Below are 13,608 nucleotides of genomic sequence, written 5' to 3'. Positions count from 1 at the left end.
TTGCGCTCGCCCAGGGCGCGGAGCGGTTAACGTTGCGGCATGGCGAGGAAGAAACCGTTGCCGTTCGACCCGATCGACGAGGCGTCCCGGCAATGGGGCCGCCGCTGGGGCGCCGTCGAGCAGATGCGCGCGGTCACGTCCTTGATGCGGGCCCAGCAGATCGTGATCGGCGAACTCGACGAGATCCTCAAGAAGCACGGCCTGACGTTCGCCCGGTTCGAGGCGCTGGTGCTGCTGACCTTCTCCCGGCGCGGCTCGCTGCCGCTGGGCAAGATGGGCGAGCGGCTGCAGGTGCATCCGACCTCGGTCACCTCGATCGTCCGCCGGCTGGAGTCGGCGGGACTGGTCACCCGGACGCCGCATCCCGACGACGGCCGGGCGATCCTCTGTGAGATCACCCCGGAGGGTCGCGAGTTGGTCGAACGCGCCACCGCCGACCTGGTCGCTGCCGACTTCGCGCTCCGCGGCCTCACCGACGCCCAGCTCAAGATGCTCTGGTCCGTGCTGCTTCCGTTGCGCCAGACCGCGGGCGACTTCGCCGACTGAAACTTGTGCAAGACCTATGCGCGAAGTGGTATTTAGTAGGACGTCCAAGTACTTTGGGGTGAGACCAACTCCGAGGAGGACGTGATGGACGCCGAGCAGATCTCTGCCGGACAGCGCCGGTGGCAGCAGCGGTACGACGCCTCGCGCCGCCGTGAAGCCGATTTCACCACCTTGTCGGGGACCGAGGTCGAGCCGGTCTACGGCCCGCCGGAGGGGTACGACGACCCCCGGATGGAGCGGATCGGCTGGCCGGGCGAGTTCCCGTTCACCCGTGGGCTCTACCCCACCGGGTATCGCGGCCGCACCTGGACGATCCGCCAGTTCGCCGGCTTCGGCAACGCCGAGGACACCAACGCGCGGTACAAGATGATCCTCAACTCCGGCGGCGGCGGTCTCTCGGTCGCGTTCGACATGCCGACGCTGATGGGCCGCGACTCCGACGACCCGAAGGCGCTCGGCGAGGTTGGTCACTGCGGCGTCGCGATCGACTCCGCGGCCGACATGGACCGGCTGTTCAAGGACATTCCGCTGCAGGACGTCACCACGTCGATGACGATCTCCGGCCCCGCGGTACCGGCCTTCGTGATGTACCTGGTCGCCGCCGAGCGTCAGGGCGCCGACATCACCAAGCTCAACGGCACCTTGCAGACGGACATCTTCAAGGAGTACATCGCCCAGAAGGAATGGCTGTTCCCGCCGGAACCGCATCTGCGGCTCATCGGTGACCTGATGGAGTACTGCGCCGCCAACATCCCGGCGTACAAGCCGCTGTCGGTGTCCGGCTACCACATCCGCGAGGCAGGGTCGACGGCCGCGCAGGAGCTGGCCTACACGCTCGCGGACGGCTTCGGGTACGTCGAGCTCGGGCTCAGCCGGGGGCTCGACATCGACACCTTCGCGCCCGGTCTGTCGTTCTTCTTCGACAGCCACCTGGACTTCTTCGAGGAGATCGCCAAGTTCCGCGCCAGCCGGCGGATCTGGGCCCGCTGGATGCGCGACGTGTACGGCGCCAAGACCGACAAGGCGCAGTGGCTGCGGTTCCACACCCAGACCGCCGGCGTCTCGCTGACCGCCCAGCAGCCGACGCTCAACGTCGTCCGTACTGCGGTCGAGGCGCTCGCCGCGGTGCTCGGCGGCACCAACTCGCTGCACACCAACGCGCTCGACGAGACGCTCGCGCTGCCGACCGACCAGTCGGCCGAGATCGCGCTGCGGACCCAGTCGGTGCTGATGGAGGAGATCGGCGTCACCAACGTCGCCGACCCGCTCGGCGGTTCCTGGTACGTCGAGGCGCTGACCGACAAGATCGAGGCCGAGGCCGAGGAGATCTTTGCCCGGATCAAGGAGATGAGCCCGGACGGCACGATGACCGGCGGCATCCTGCGCGGGATCGAGGACGGCTGGTTCATGGCCGAGATCGCCGACGCCGCCTTCGAGTACCAGCAGAAGCTCGAGAAGGGCGAGAAGAAGATCGTCGGGGTGAACACCCAGACAGATACGGTGTCGGGCGAACTGGAGATCCTGCGGGTCAGCCACGAGGTCGAGATCGAGCAGTGCCGGGTGCTGGCGGCACGCAAGACACAGCGCGACGAGGACCTGGTCCGTCGTACGCTGTCGGCGCTGGTCGAGGCATCCCGAGGGACCGGCAGTCTGATCGAGCCGATGCTGGAGGCTGCGCGTGCCGAGGCCACGATGGGGGAGATCTGTCACGTTCTTCGGATCGAATGGGGCGAGTACCGAGAACCCGCCCGCTTCTGAGACCGACGAGGCAGAACCCGCCACCCCGGGCCGGCGACGGACCCGCACCCAGAGCCGCGCCGGCGCTGCGCCGGCGACGGACGGCCGCAGCATCGTGGTCTGCGGGTCCGACCGGACGATGCTGCGGGTCGTCACCGAACTGGTCAGCTCCGGCGAGCACGTCATCGCGGTGGTCAACCCGGCGTCCCGGCACTTCGAGCGGATCGGTGAGCTCGGCGCGCAGGTGATGGGCGTGCGGGTCGTCAGCGAGTCCGTACTCCGGCGCGCTGGCATCGATTCCGCAGCGGGGAAACCGTCGGCGGCGCGCGCCCTGGTGTTGCTCGACGCCGACGACGTGCACAACGTCCATACCGCGTTGACCGCGCGGGACATGGATCCCGAGCTCAAGATCGTGATCCAGATGGTCAACCCGCGACTCGGTGGCCAGTTGCACAACCTGCTCGGCGACTGCGTGGTCATCTCCGGGCCTTCGCTGGCGGCACCGGCGTTCGTCGCCGACGCGCTGGAGGACGACGAGCTGACCTGGTTCGAGGTCGGCGGCCGGCGACTGGTCGCCGGGCCGGCCGAGTTGATCAAGGGGCCGCATCTGACCGTGCTCGCCGACACCACCTCGTCAGCGACGCCCGAGCTGCTGCCGTCGGAGAGTTCGGACCCGGCCGGTGACATCGTGGTCGGAACCGGGCTGCGCAACATGTGGCGGACCAGGGACGTCCGGCGGGCCGGCTGGCTGATGGCGACCCGCGATCTGCTGGACCGCCGGGTCCGGATCATCGCGGCTGTGATGGCTGGGCTGATCCTGACCGGTACGGCGCTGACGCACTGGATCGCCCATGTCGAATGGCTTCGCGCGCTGTACCTGGCCGCGGGGGCGGTGACGTCGGCCGGGATCGAGGACAACACCTTCTCGGACGCCAAGCCGTGGGCGAAGGTGGCTGCGGTCGTGGTTCAGCTGACCGGCATTGTGCTGATGGCGCTGCTGACCGCTGTGATCGTCGACTCGTTGATCGGCGCGCGCTTATCGCGGGTGATCGGTGGTGTGCGCGGACGGCCTCGCAATCACGTGATCGTCTGCGGGTTGGGGACGGTCGGTGCGCGCGTGCTGGAGATTCTGGCCGAGCGGGGTGTCGCGGTGGTGGGCGTGGAGCACAACGACGACGCGCCCGGCGTACAGACTGCCCATCGATTGCGGATCCCGGTGGTGATCGGGGACAGCAGCAACGAAGAGACGTTGCGGTCAGCCGGCGTGGAGCGGGCGCAGTCGGTGCTCGCGATCACTAATGGCGACATCACCAACCTCGAGTCGGCCATGGTGGTGCGGCAGCTGAATCCCGATGCCCGGATCACGATGCGGATGTTCGATCACGACCTGGCCCAGCGGGTCGAACGACAGTTGGGGCTCGGGCACAGCCGGTCGGTGTCGATGCTGGTGGCTCCGGCCATCGCCGCGGCGGTGGCCAACCGGCGTACCCAGGCGACCGTTCCGGCCGGCCGCCGCGTGCTGCTGATCACCGAGGTCACCGTCGAGCAGGACTCGGTCGCGGTCGGCCGGCGGCTCGGCGAGCTGGACGAGACGGGTGGGTTGCGGGTGCTGGCGCGGCAGGACCAGGACGGCTGGGACTGGCAACCGGCGTTCGGGCGGGCCCTCAAGCCGGGCACCCGGCTGGCTGTCGCGGGGACCCGCAGTGGGCTCGCGCGGTTGTTGCTGGCCACCCGCGCTCCACACCGTTCCGGTGCGTCGGGGAGGATAGGACCATGACCGTATGTACCGACCGACTGCCGACCGGAGGCCATCGGTGAGCCAGCCGAACTTCACCCGTCCCGGGGCGATCGACCTGTCGTCCCTGCGCAAGCCCGCCGCACCCCGTCCGGGTGCGCCTGGAGCCCCCGCCGGTGGTGGCGCCGCTGGTGGTGCGCCGGCCGGTGGCGCGTACGTGCTGAACGTGACCGAGCCGACCTTCCAGGCCGACGTGATCGAGCGGTCGATCCAGGTCCCGGTGATCGTCGAGTTCTGGTCGCCGCGCTCCGAGGCGTCGCTCGCGCTCAGCCCGATCCTGGCCCGGCTCTCCACCGAGTACGCCGGCAAGTTCCTGCTGACCCGGATCGACATCGACGCCAACCCGCAGCTCGCCCAGGCGGTCGGCGTGCAGACGGTGCCCCTGGTGATCGCCGTACTGCGGGGGCAGGTGGTCCCGCTGTTCCAGGGCGCCGTCGGCGAACCCGAAGCACGCCAGTACGTCGACCAGCTGCTCACCGTCGCTGTTGCCAACGGGATCACGGGGCGCACCGACCCGGTGGGTCCGGCCGAGCCGGCTGACGCTGACGCCGCGGAGCCGGAACCGGATCCGCGCTACGAGGCAGCCGACAACGCGGTCGCCGCGGGCGATCTCGATGGCGCGATCGCGGCGTACGAGCTGCTGCTCAAGGAGACCCCGAACGACGCCGAGGCCAAGGCGGGGCTCTCCCGGGTGCAGCTGGTGAAGCGGACCCGCGACGTACCGGCCGAGGTGCGTACCCGCGCGGCCGAGAACCCGACGGACATCGAGGCGCAGCAGCTGGTCGCCGACGTCGACCTGATGGGCGGCCACGTCGAGGACGCCTTCGCCCGCCTCATCACCACCATCCAGCTCACCGCCGGCGACGACCGCGACGAGGTCCGCAAGCACCTCCTGGAACTCTTCGAGGTCGTAGGCGCGGACGACGAACGAGTAGTCAAGGCGCGCCGTCGCCTGATGGCCGCCCTTTTCTGACCAGCCCAAAGCGGGTGCCCCCTTCTTGGGGGCACCCGCTTTGCTGTGCTGTTTCCAGGGGTGTGAACTGTTGACAGGCGGGCTCGGTGGTTTTGAGAATCATTCACATGATGACTGGGGAATCACTGCAGGCCCGGATTCACGGGTTGTTGCCGGCCTTGAGTCCGGCGCAACGTCAGGTCGCCGACGAGGTACTGCGTGATCCTGCCGCTGCAGCCTCGTCAACCATCGGTGAACTGGCCGCTCGCTGCGGCACCTCGCTGCCGAGCGTCACCCGTTTCTGCCTGGCTCTGGGACTCGGCGGCTATGCCGAACTCCGGCTAGCGCTGGCGGCCGAAAGCGGCCGATCCAGTGCCAGTTGGGAGCTTGGCACCGGGGGAGAGGTCGCTGCAGAAGACAGCCTGGACGACGTACTCCGCACGTTGCTACTGGCCGACACCCGAGCACTTGAAGACACAGTCGCCGAACTGGACGTCCGTGCACTCGGCCAGGCAGTCCGGGCGATCTCCGACGCCCGACAGATCGACCTGTACGCCGTGGGCGGTTCGGCCACAGTTGCCGAGGACATGCGGTTGCGACTGCACCGGATCGGGCGCAGTGCAAACTGCTGGAGTGACGTGCACAACGCACTCACGAGCGCGGCCTTGCTCGGCGCTGGTGATGTAGCGATCGGCCTTTCGCACAGCGGCGAGACCGTCGAAGTACTGGAGCCTCTAGCGCGGGCCCGGTCGCAAGGCGCGCGAACTGTTGCCATCACCAACTACCCGAGATCTCCTGTGGCTCGTCAGGCTGACCTGGTGTTGGTAACAGCTGCCCGCGACGTCACGTTCCGCAGCGGCGGCCTAGCCGGCCGCCATGCACAAATGGTCGTCCTCGACGCCCTCTACATCGGCGTAGCCCAACGCGACTTCTCCCTAGCAGAACAGGCCTTCGACATCACTGCCGAGGCGGTTGCCGGGCATCGCGTCAAGTGATCGGCGGTCCGGTGTAGATGCCGGCGGCCCGGAAACGCAGGCCTGGTTCGGCGTACTCCTCCAGGGCGTGGGCGGTCCAGCCGATGATCCGCGCGATCGCGAACAGTGCTTCACCGGTGTCGGGCCGGAGTCCGTAGGCGTGCATCATCGCGGCTAGCGCCAGGTCGCTGTTGGGGAATCCAGGGACTTCCTTGACGATCGCCTGGACGCTCTGCAAAACAGGGCTGTCGGGCAGTAGCTCGAACAGCACCTCGGCGCGCGGATCGCGCTGTTGGTAGATCCGGTGACCGAATCCGGGTAAGGGCTCGCCCGATCGCAGCTGATCCGACAGGGCACCGACGGGATCGTGGAGTGCTCGGTCGAGGAACTTGTAGGCCAGCGTGGTCGCAGCCCCGTGGTAATGGCCGTCGAGCGCGCCGAGGCCGGCCGACACTACGGAGTACAGGTTGGAGCGTGCGCTCGCTGCTACCCGTGCGGCGAGTGTGGAGACGGCGAGTCCGTGGTCGGCGAGCAGGATCAACGCAGCGTCGAGTACTGCCGGTTGAGGAGGTTCGTTGCTCAGCTTGGGCCACAGTCTGGTGCCCAATGAGCCCTGTGCGGTCTCGCCGGGGAGCGAGTCGACCAGCACTCCGATGAGGCGGCGCGCAGCCGATATCACCGACTCCGGCGCGAGGCTGAATCTGAGCGCATCGCCGGCGCCCAGAACTGCGACGGCTATCCGGAGCTGATCCGTCATCCGCGCCGTAGGTGGTGCTACCTGGATCGCGCTGCGGGCCAACTCCACCTGGTCGGCAGGAGCGGGGAACGGCTCCTGCTTGGCCAATTCGCCCGTCCACAGCAGGTGGGCGACCTGCTCGACGGTGCTGGTCGTCGCCAACTCGCGGACTGGGCGACCGCGGTAGTACAGCTCGTCGTTCTGCAACAGAGTGAGTTCTGTCTCGATCCGCTCGACCACGCCCGGGTGTTCCACCTTGCGGCCGGCTAGGCGCTCTACCTCCTCCTTGGCGAACAGGCTGCCTCGCTTGCCGCGAGCGCGAACGCTGGTGAGCTGACCGCGACTGACGTAGGCGTAGATCGTCGCCGGCTGGACGTTCAGGCGACGGGCGACCTCTGCTGTCGTCAGGTAATTATCGTCACTCTGTTGATTCACTACCGCTCCTATGTTGATCGGATCAACATTGACAATAGTTGATCGTGAATCAAGCTATACATATGACATCCACCATCGAAGGACCGATCGAAGTACCCGCGGGACTGCGCAACGTCGTCGTGACCGAGACCCGGCTCGGCGATGTCCGCGGTGACGAAGGCTTCTACCACTACCGGCAGTACTCCGCGATCGAGCTGGCTCGCTCGAAGAGCGTCGAGGATGTCTGGTTCCTGTTGTTCGAGGGCCGGCTGCCCGACCCGGCCGAACGGGCCACGTTCGTCGCGGAGCTCGCCTCCTTGCGCGAGCTGCCGCCCGAAGTACGGGCTGTTCTTCCTGCTGTTGCGGCCGCCGGGTCGTCGTTCAATCCACTGGCCGGGCTCCGTACTGCGCTGTCTCTGCTGGCCGCGGCGCGTGGGCTACGGCCGTTGTGGGACGTCGATGCGGCACAGCGCAAGGCTGACGCGATGCTCGTCTGTGCTGTGACGCCGACGATCCTTGCTGCCTTGTACCGGCTGCGTTCCGGCCTGGAGCCGATGGAGCCTCGAACAGACCTGGGCGCAGCGGCTCATTGGCTGTACCTGGTGACGGGCGAGGTGCCGGACGACGCGAAGGTGCGGGCGATCGAGCATTACCTGATCTCGACGATCGACCACGGCTTCAACGCGTCGACCTTCACCGCGCGGGTGATCGCCTCGACCGGTGCCGATGTCGTCGCGGCCGTCGCCGGCGCGATCGGCGCCTTCTCCGGACCGCTGCACGGTGGCGCGCCTGATCGCGCGCTGGCGAGTCTGGACGAGATCGGTACGCCGGACCGGATCGACGAGTGGGTCCGGGCGAAGGTGAGTTCCGGGGACCGGATCATGGGCTTCGGGCATGCGGTCTATCGCACCGAGGACCCGCGATCGCTGATGCTGCGCGACATCGCTGTCGAGCTCGGTGGTGACCTGGTGGACTTCGCGACCACGGTCGAGCGGCGCATCGTCGAAGTACTGGCTGAGCTCAAGCCTGGCCGCAACCTCTACGCGAACGTCGAGTTCTATGCCGGAGTAGTGATGTCCCTGTGCGGTCTACCGCGCGAGATGTTCACACCGACCTTCGCTGTGAGCCGAGTGATCGGCTGGAGCGCCAACATCCTCGAACAGGCCGGTACTTCGAAGATCATCCGTCCGTCTGCCCGCTACGTCGGTGAGCCCCCGCCCGTACCGGTTCCTGCTGAGGTCTGAAGTGCATGGAGCCGTCTTCTAGGGTGCTGTAGCGGAGGGAGAGGTAGTCGCGGGGATAGTTCTGTCGGAGTCTCCAGGGACCGTAGGAGCCCTGGCGGGGAAGGATGTTCGCTGCACGGCGGATGTAGCCCGAGGACAGGTCGACCACTGGACGCGGCGGGGCGTCGTACTCGGCCGGGTCGATCTCCGGGACACAGATGCTGGTACCGGTGCTGTCCAGATGGTTCAGCAGCCGGCACACGTACTGCGAGGTCAGGTCGGAGCGCAGCGTCCAGGAGTTGTTGGTGTAGCCGATGCACCAGGCCAGGTTCGGTACGCCGCTGAGCATCATGCCCTTGTAGACGAAGGTGTCGTGCGGGTTGACCGGCTCGCCGTCGACGGTCAGCTGGATCTTGCCCAGGGCAACCATCTGCAGGCCGGTCGCGGTGACGATCAGGTCGGCTTCGAGTTCGTCGCCGGTGCGGAGCCGGATCCCGGTCTTGGTGAAGGTATCGATCTGGTCGGTGACGACTGACGCCGTACCGGCGCGGAGTGCTTCGAACAGGTCCGCGTCAGGGACCAGGCAGAGGCGCTGGTCCCACGGCTTGTACGGCGGTACGAAGTGCGGGTCTGCCGGGATGTGTGCTGGGAGTTGCTTGGCAGCTGTGCTGTTGAGCAGCCAAGCTGCATGAGCGGGCCACTTCCGGAGTACGGCGTACGTGGCTGAGCTGAGCGCGACGTTCTTCGTCCTGATCAGTCTGTGCGCGAGCTTCTCCGGTAGTACCTCGCGGAGCTTGTCGGAGAAGGCGTCGTGGGCCGGGCGCGATGCTACGTAGCTGGGCGTGCGCTGTAACATCGTGACGTGCTTGGCTAGCGGAGCCATCGCCGGGACCAGCGTGACCGCAGTGGCGCCGCTGCCGATCACTACGACTCGCTTGCCCGTGTAGTCGAGGTCCTGCGGCCAGTGCTGCGGGTGGACGACCTGCCCTTGGAAGTCGTCGAGTCCCGGGAAGGCGACCTGGTAGCCGGCGTCGTAGTTGTAGTAGCCGGTGCAGACGTAGAGGAACGAACAGGTGTACGACTCCTCATTGGTCTCGACAGTCCACAGCGCATCGGTCGAAGTCCACGAAGCCCGTACTACGTGGCGCCCGAACCGGATGTTCTTGTCGATCCCGTAGGCCGCCGCCGTCTCGTGCAGGTACTCCAGGATCGACGGGCCGTCGGCGATCGCCTTCGCCGCGGTCCACGGGTGGAACGGGAAGCCGAGCGTGAACATGTCCGAGTCCGAGCGGATGCCGGGGTAGCGGAACAGGTCCCAGGTGCCGCCGAGGTTCTCGCGGCCCTCGAGGACGGCGTACGAGCGGTTCGGTGCCTGGGTCTGCAGGCGGTAGGCGGCGCCGATCCCGGAGAGGCCGGCGCCGACGATCAGGACGTCGAGGTGCTCCATCAGTTCCTCCCGAGGGCCGGTTGAGTTCCTGTTGAGTTCCTGGTCAACCGTAGATCAGTCGGAGAGGGTGGAGCTGTCGGTGTCCGCTATCTCACGTGGGGTGATGATCGAGAAATTCCCGGTCGGCTCTGTCGATTCCGCTGACGGTCGTTCGTCAGCAAGATATCCAGTACAAACCCCAGACAAGGGAGCCAGAGATGGCGCAGTACGTGTTCCTGCTGTTCGACACCGAAGAGTTCTACGACAACGTCACCCCGGAGGGGTGGCAGGAGGCGATGAAGCTGCACAACGCCTTCGCCGAGGCGGTCGAGGCGGCCGGCGCCAGCATTCTCGGTGGCAGCGCGCTGGAGAAGTCGTCCACCGCGAGCACCGTCCGGCAGGGCGACGGCAACCCGTTGGTCACCGACGGACCGTTCCTCGAGACCAAAGAGGCACTGGGCGGCTTCTACATCATCGACGCGAAGGACCTCGACCAGGCGCTCGCCCTGGCGAAGCTCTGCCCGTCGAGCAACGTCGAGGTCCGTCCGGTGATGGACACCTCCGAGGGTTCCGGCCCGCCGGCCTGATCGACTGCACCGGCCTGATCGCCTGCACGCCGGCTGCTGTCCTCGGATCGTCGTGAAGCCGAGGACAGCGCCGCCGTCGCTATCGACAGGTCAGGGTGTAGTCGTGGGAAGCCGTGACGGGATTCGGCTTGTCGATGATGAGGGTCTGAGTCAGTGGGATCTCCTCGCCGGGCAGACCTTGGAGGTCCACCTTCGTGCTGACTTGTTGCTCGGCGCCCTTTGAGAACTTGAGTTCGGTCGCCTTCGACTCGGTGCCGTCCTGTGCCTTCCAGCGATACCTGACGGTCGCATCGTCGTCGGTCTGCACGGTCGCCTCGATGATGAGCGGCTTCGTGCAGTTGACGATGGTGGTCGTCAGCTTGCTGAACTCCACCTTCGTCACCTCGCCGGAATCCCCACCTGACACCGCGATCCAGATCGCCACCGAAACCACCGCGACAACAGCCGCCAACATCACCGACCACCGCGACCTCCTCCGCGGCACCACAGCCCAGACATCCCCACCCTCCGAACCAATCCGCTGATCGCCCTGGGTCGACCCCCGAAGCAACCCGCGTGCGGCGGTTGAACCACTTGCTCGGGTCGAGTTACCTGCCGCGGTGGAGCCACTTGCTGGGGTTGACCAACCTTCTGCGGCCTTTTCGGATGTTCGGGCGTGCTCTGGCGGCGCGAGTAGGTGGCGGACTGCCGGCTCGGCGGCTGCGGTTGTTCCGGGCGTGGAGGGAACGGTGATCGAGGTGAGGAGGAAAGGGGTTGAGGTTTCTGGGATGAAGTCCGACTCAGCGGCCAGGAATCGCCGGTAGGTGTGCAGCGCTTCTGTGCGGGCGATGTCGAGGTCTACTTCGTCGATTTGGTTGATTTCAGCGTCTCTACAGACGAATCCGTACAACAGCTCCAGCGGGCGCCCGAACTGGTCGACCGGAGGGCTGTCGTCCGCCCGGCGCGGGTTTGCTTGGAGGTCCGCGGTGGTTAGACGTTGGGTTCTGTAGGCGAGGGTGAGTTTGCCTGCGTGGTAGACGGCTGTGGAGATTCGGGGCGTTCCGTCGGTCGGGGCGTCGCCGGCGGTTTGACTCAGCACTCCGATCTCATTGCTCTGGGCAAGGAAATCGGGGACGAGGAGTGAACGGTAGCCTTCCCGACGCCCGCGGGCGATCAGGAACGCCCACCCGTTCACTGCGGCCTCCAGCTGATGAGCCGCCTCGCCAGCCGACGGGAGATGAACGGTGCGATCGCGTACGGCATGCAGGATGCGGGTGCGTGGTGGGGTGGGGTGGAAGCGCCGGGGTTAGGCATGGGGGTGCCTTTCGCTGAGGCGGGAGGCGGGGAGGCGGGCTTCCAGGTGGAGTAGTTCAGTGCTGAACTCGGTGAGGACGCGGGAGCGGGCGGCCTCGAGTGACTGGGCCTGGCGGCGGTTTTCTTGGCGGGTTCGGGCGGTGGCTCGGGCTTCGGCGGCGGAGGCGCCTGCCATCCAGTCGAGGAACATGCCTACGACCTCTTGGCCCGACGCCTGGCCGGTTGCCTCCTGGAGTTTGTTCCGGAGGGCGACGCCGGTGGGCAGCTTCAGGAAGTTTCCCATTGAGAAGGGCGAACCGCCGGTGATGGCGCCTTGGCGGGACTGCGCCGCGATCGCCAACTGCTTGCGGGTGGAGGCGTCCAGAGAAGCTTCTGTTTGGTGGAAGAGGTCGGGGAGGATGGCGGTGAGGGGGACTTCGACGTTGGTCGGGTTCACTTCGCCGTCGGGGAGTTTCAGGACGTGGCCGTTCTGGTCGAGCTGGGCGAAGTCCGGGCCGACAGCGCTGACTGGGATCAGGCGGATGACCCGGTTCGCGAAGCTGTGGGTGTCGACCAGGGCTTTGAGATGGGATGTCCGCAGGAGGGCTTCGCGGACCAGGGTGAGTCGGGTGTTCTCGTCGGCGTCCGCTGGTTCGCCGAAGCCGCGGACGAGATCCCACTTGGTGAGGACGAAGTGGATCGGGCAGGTCGCGCCGGCCATGATGCCGGTCATCGGCTGGATCGAGCTTCGGAAGTATCGGCGGCCGGCGGGTTCGTTGCGGAGGTACTGCAGTACGCGGTAGCCGTCGAGCATGCCGAGGAGTCCGTGCGCGTTCTTGATCCGGGCTTCCAGGTCGTCGAGTGCTGTCGAACCTGCTTCCTGCTCGGACTCCAGTAGCTCACCTGCGTAGTCGAGGTAGCTGATCTTGAAGACTCGGTGCTTGACGCCTTCGTTGAAGGAGACACAGTCGAAGTCGAGTTCGCGTGATTCGCCTGTTCGGGTACCGCGCGGCCAGGGCTCGGTGGTGTCGCTCAGCTCGTCGAACACCTTGCTGAGGTAGATGCGGTGCGAGGCGTTCGTTTCGAGGAAGTAGGCGCGGTCGGGCCTTGGGACGTTCACTGTGTGGAACATGCTCGACAGGTAGACGGTCTTGCCGGAACCGGCGATCCCCAATGCCACCACGCGAAAGTGCGGCACGGCAGTCGGTTGAGATGCGGTCTGGCTGAAGGTTGATTGAGGTGCGGAGTGGCTCGCGGCGGATGAACCTTGGGGGTGGGCCCCGGTGGGTGGAGCTACTGGGCGGGGCGCGGTGGGTGGAGTTGCTGGGTGGGCCGCGGTTGGGTCAGCCGATGGGCGGGCGTGGGGTGCGGGGGGTGGCGCGAGGTTTGTGGGGTGGTTGGAGTGGGGTGTGGGGGCGAAGACTCGGGGGCGGAGGGTGAAGGCGTGGATGGTGGCGATCAGCATCAGGCCGACTAGAAGGGGGCGTCCGGCTGGGCTGTTTGCTGTGGCGAGTCCTAGGCCTAGCCAGGTGAGGGTGTAGATGATCGCGGTTGCCCAGGATGCTTTGTCTTTGAGTTTGCCGGCGGCATGCAGGAATGGGACGGGGGTCAAGAGGCCGAACGACAGGACAGGCATCAGAGCCCAGAACACTGAGCCGGTTCCGGGCTGGGGTGCGGGGATGGTAGGTCGTGGCTGTTGTTGGGGCTGTGGCCAGGTGGGGCGTCCATCGGTGGTCGACGAGTGCGGCTGCGAGGGAGTGGCGCCGGTGGCCGATGGCGGTGCGGTCGCGGCAGAGGTGGCGGGTACGCGGGTGGCGGTTCTGGGGGTGTCGTGCGCCGGGGTGGTGGGCGGCGGGGTGGTTGTGGGGGTTTCGAGGTGTGCCGGGGTGGTGGGCGGCGGGGTGGCGGTATTGGAGTGCGCCGGGGTGGCCTCGGCGGTGGCGGGT

The 13,608-nt window shown here is 66.9% G+C and carries 12 protein-coding genes; 8 read left to right on the top strand and 4 right to left on the bottom strand.

The window, feature by feature from the left end; translation table 11 throughout:
- Positions 1–39: 39 nt before the first annotated feature.
- From ABZ004_RS15445 to ABZ004_RS15425, 5 genes are all read left to right on the top strand, one after another.
- On the top strand, positions 40–546 hold the full coding sequence (locus ABZ004_RS15445; protein ID WP_355680497.1) for a MarR family transcriptional regulator: 507 nt from the start codon (positions 40–42) through the stop codon (positions 544–546).
- Positions 547–630: 84 nt separating this feature from the next.
- On the top strand, positions 631–2,304 hold the full coding sequence (locus ABZ004_RS15440; RefSeq protein WP_355680496.1) for a methylmalonyl-CoA mutase family protein: 1,674 nt from the start codon (positions 631–633) through the stop codon (positions 2,302–2,304).
- Positions 2,225–4,060 (top strand): NAD-binding protein, encoded by a 1,836-nt coding sequence (locus ABZ004_RS15435; protein ID WP_355680495.1) that lies wholly within the window; start codon positions 2,225–2,227, stop codon positions 4,058–4,060. The genes ABZ004_RS15440 and ABZ004_RS15435 overlap by 80 nt, the downstream gene beginning before the upstream one ends.
- Positions 4,061–4,064: 4 nt before the next feature.
- Positions 4,065–5,051, top strand: coding sequence for a tetratricopeptide repeat protein (locus ABZ004_RS15430; RefSeq protein WP_355680494.1), 987 nt, complete (start codon positions 4,065–4,067; stop codon positions 5,049–5,051).
- 110 nt (positions 5,052–5,161) lie between these two features.
- Positions 5,162–6,025, top strand: a complete 864-nt coding sequence (locus ABZ004_RS15425; protein WP_355680493.1) for a MurR/RpiR family transcriptional regulator — start codon at positions 5,162–5,164, stop codon at positions 6,023–6,025.
- Here the strand turns inward: ABZ004_RS15425 and ABZ004_RS15420 are convergent.
- A complete protein-coding gene (locus ABZ004_RS15420) occupies positions 6,018–7,175 on the bottom strand; it encodes a citrate/2-methylcitrate synthase (RefSeq protein ID WP_355680492.1) in 1,158 nt (385 codons plus the stop codon). The genes ABZ004_RS15425 and ABZ004_RS15420 overlap by 8 nt on opposite strands.
- A gap of 62 nt (positions 7,176–7,237) precedes the next feature.
- Between ABZ004_RS15420 and ABZ004_RS15415 the strand changes: the two genes are divergently transcribed.
- Positions 7,238–8,398: a citrate/2-methylcitrate synthase gene (locus ABZ004_RS15415; RefSeq protein ID WP_355680491.1), complete on the top strand. Its 1,161-nt coding sequence runs from the start codon at positions 7,238–7,240 to the stop codon at positions 8,396–8,398.
- On the opposite strand, the gene ABZ004_RS15410 is transcribed toward ABZ004_RS15415, so the two are convergent.
- On the bottom strand, positions 8,334–9,824 hold the full coding sequence (locus ABZ004_RS15410) for an NAD(P)/FAD-dependent oxidoreductase (protein WP_355680490.1): 1,491 nt from the start codon (positions 9,822–9,824) through the stop codon (positions 8,334–8,336). The two genes, ABZ004_RS15415 and ABZ004_RS15410, sit on opposite strands and share 65 nt — an antisense overlap.
- Before the next feature lie 197 nt (positions 9,825–10,021).
- On the opposite strand from ABZ004_RS15410, the gene ABZ004_RS15405 reads away from it, so the two are divergent.
- Positions 10,022–10,390 (top strand): YciI family protein, encoded by a 369-nt coding sequence (locus tag ABZ004_RS15405; RefSeq protein WP_355680489.1) that lies wholly within the window; start codon positions 10,022–10,024, stop codon positions 10,388–10,390.
- Between the two features lie 79 nt (positions 10,391–10,469).
- Here ABZ004_RS15405 and ABZ004_RS15400 read toward each other — a convergent pair whose 3' ends face one another.
- Positions 10,470–10,844 carry a hypothetical protein gene (locus ABZ004_RS15400; protein WP_355680488.1) on the bottom strand — a complete coding sequence of 125 codons (375 nt, stop codon included), beginning with the start codon at positions 10,842–10,844 and terminating at the stop codon, positions 10,470–10,472.
- An 831-nt stretch (positions 10,845–11,675) separates the two neighbouring features.
- Positions 11,676–12,842, bottom strand: a complete 1,167-nt coding sequence (locus tag ABZ004_RS15395; RefSeq protein WP_355680487.1) for a hypothetical protein — start codon at positions 12,840–12,842, stop codon at positions 11,676–11,678.
- Between the two features lie 586 nt (positions 12,843–13,428).
- Here ABZ004_RS15395 and ABZ004_RS15390 point away from each other — a divergent pair.
- A partial coding sequence (locus tag ABZ004_RS15390) for a hypothetical protein (RefSeq protein ID WP_355680486.1) occupies positions 13,429–13,608 on the top strand: 180 nt, incomplete at its 3' end.

It is taken from the genome of Kribbella sp. NPDC006257 (assembly GCF_040613535.1).
GTDB lineage: Bacteria > Actinomycetota > Actinomycetes > Propionibacteriales > Kribbellaceae > Kribbella.
The sequence above is the reverse complement of the archived record's forward strand: the minus strand, read 5'-3'. Positions and strand labels throughout refer to the sequence as shown.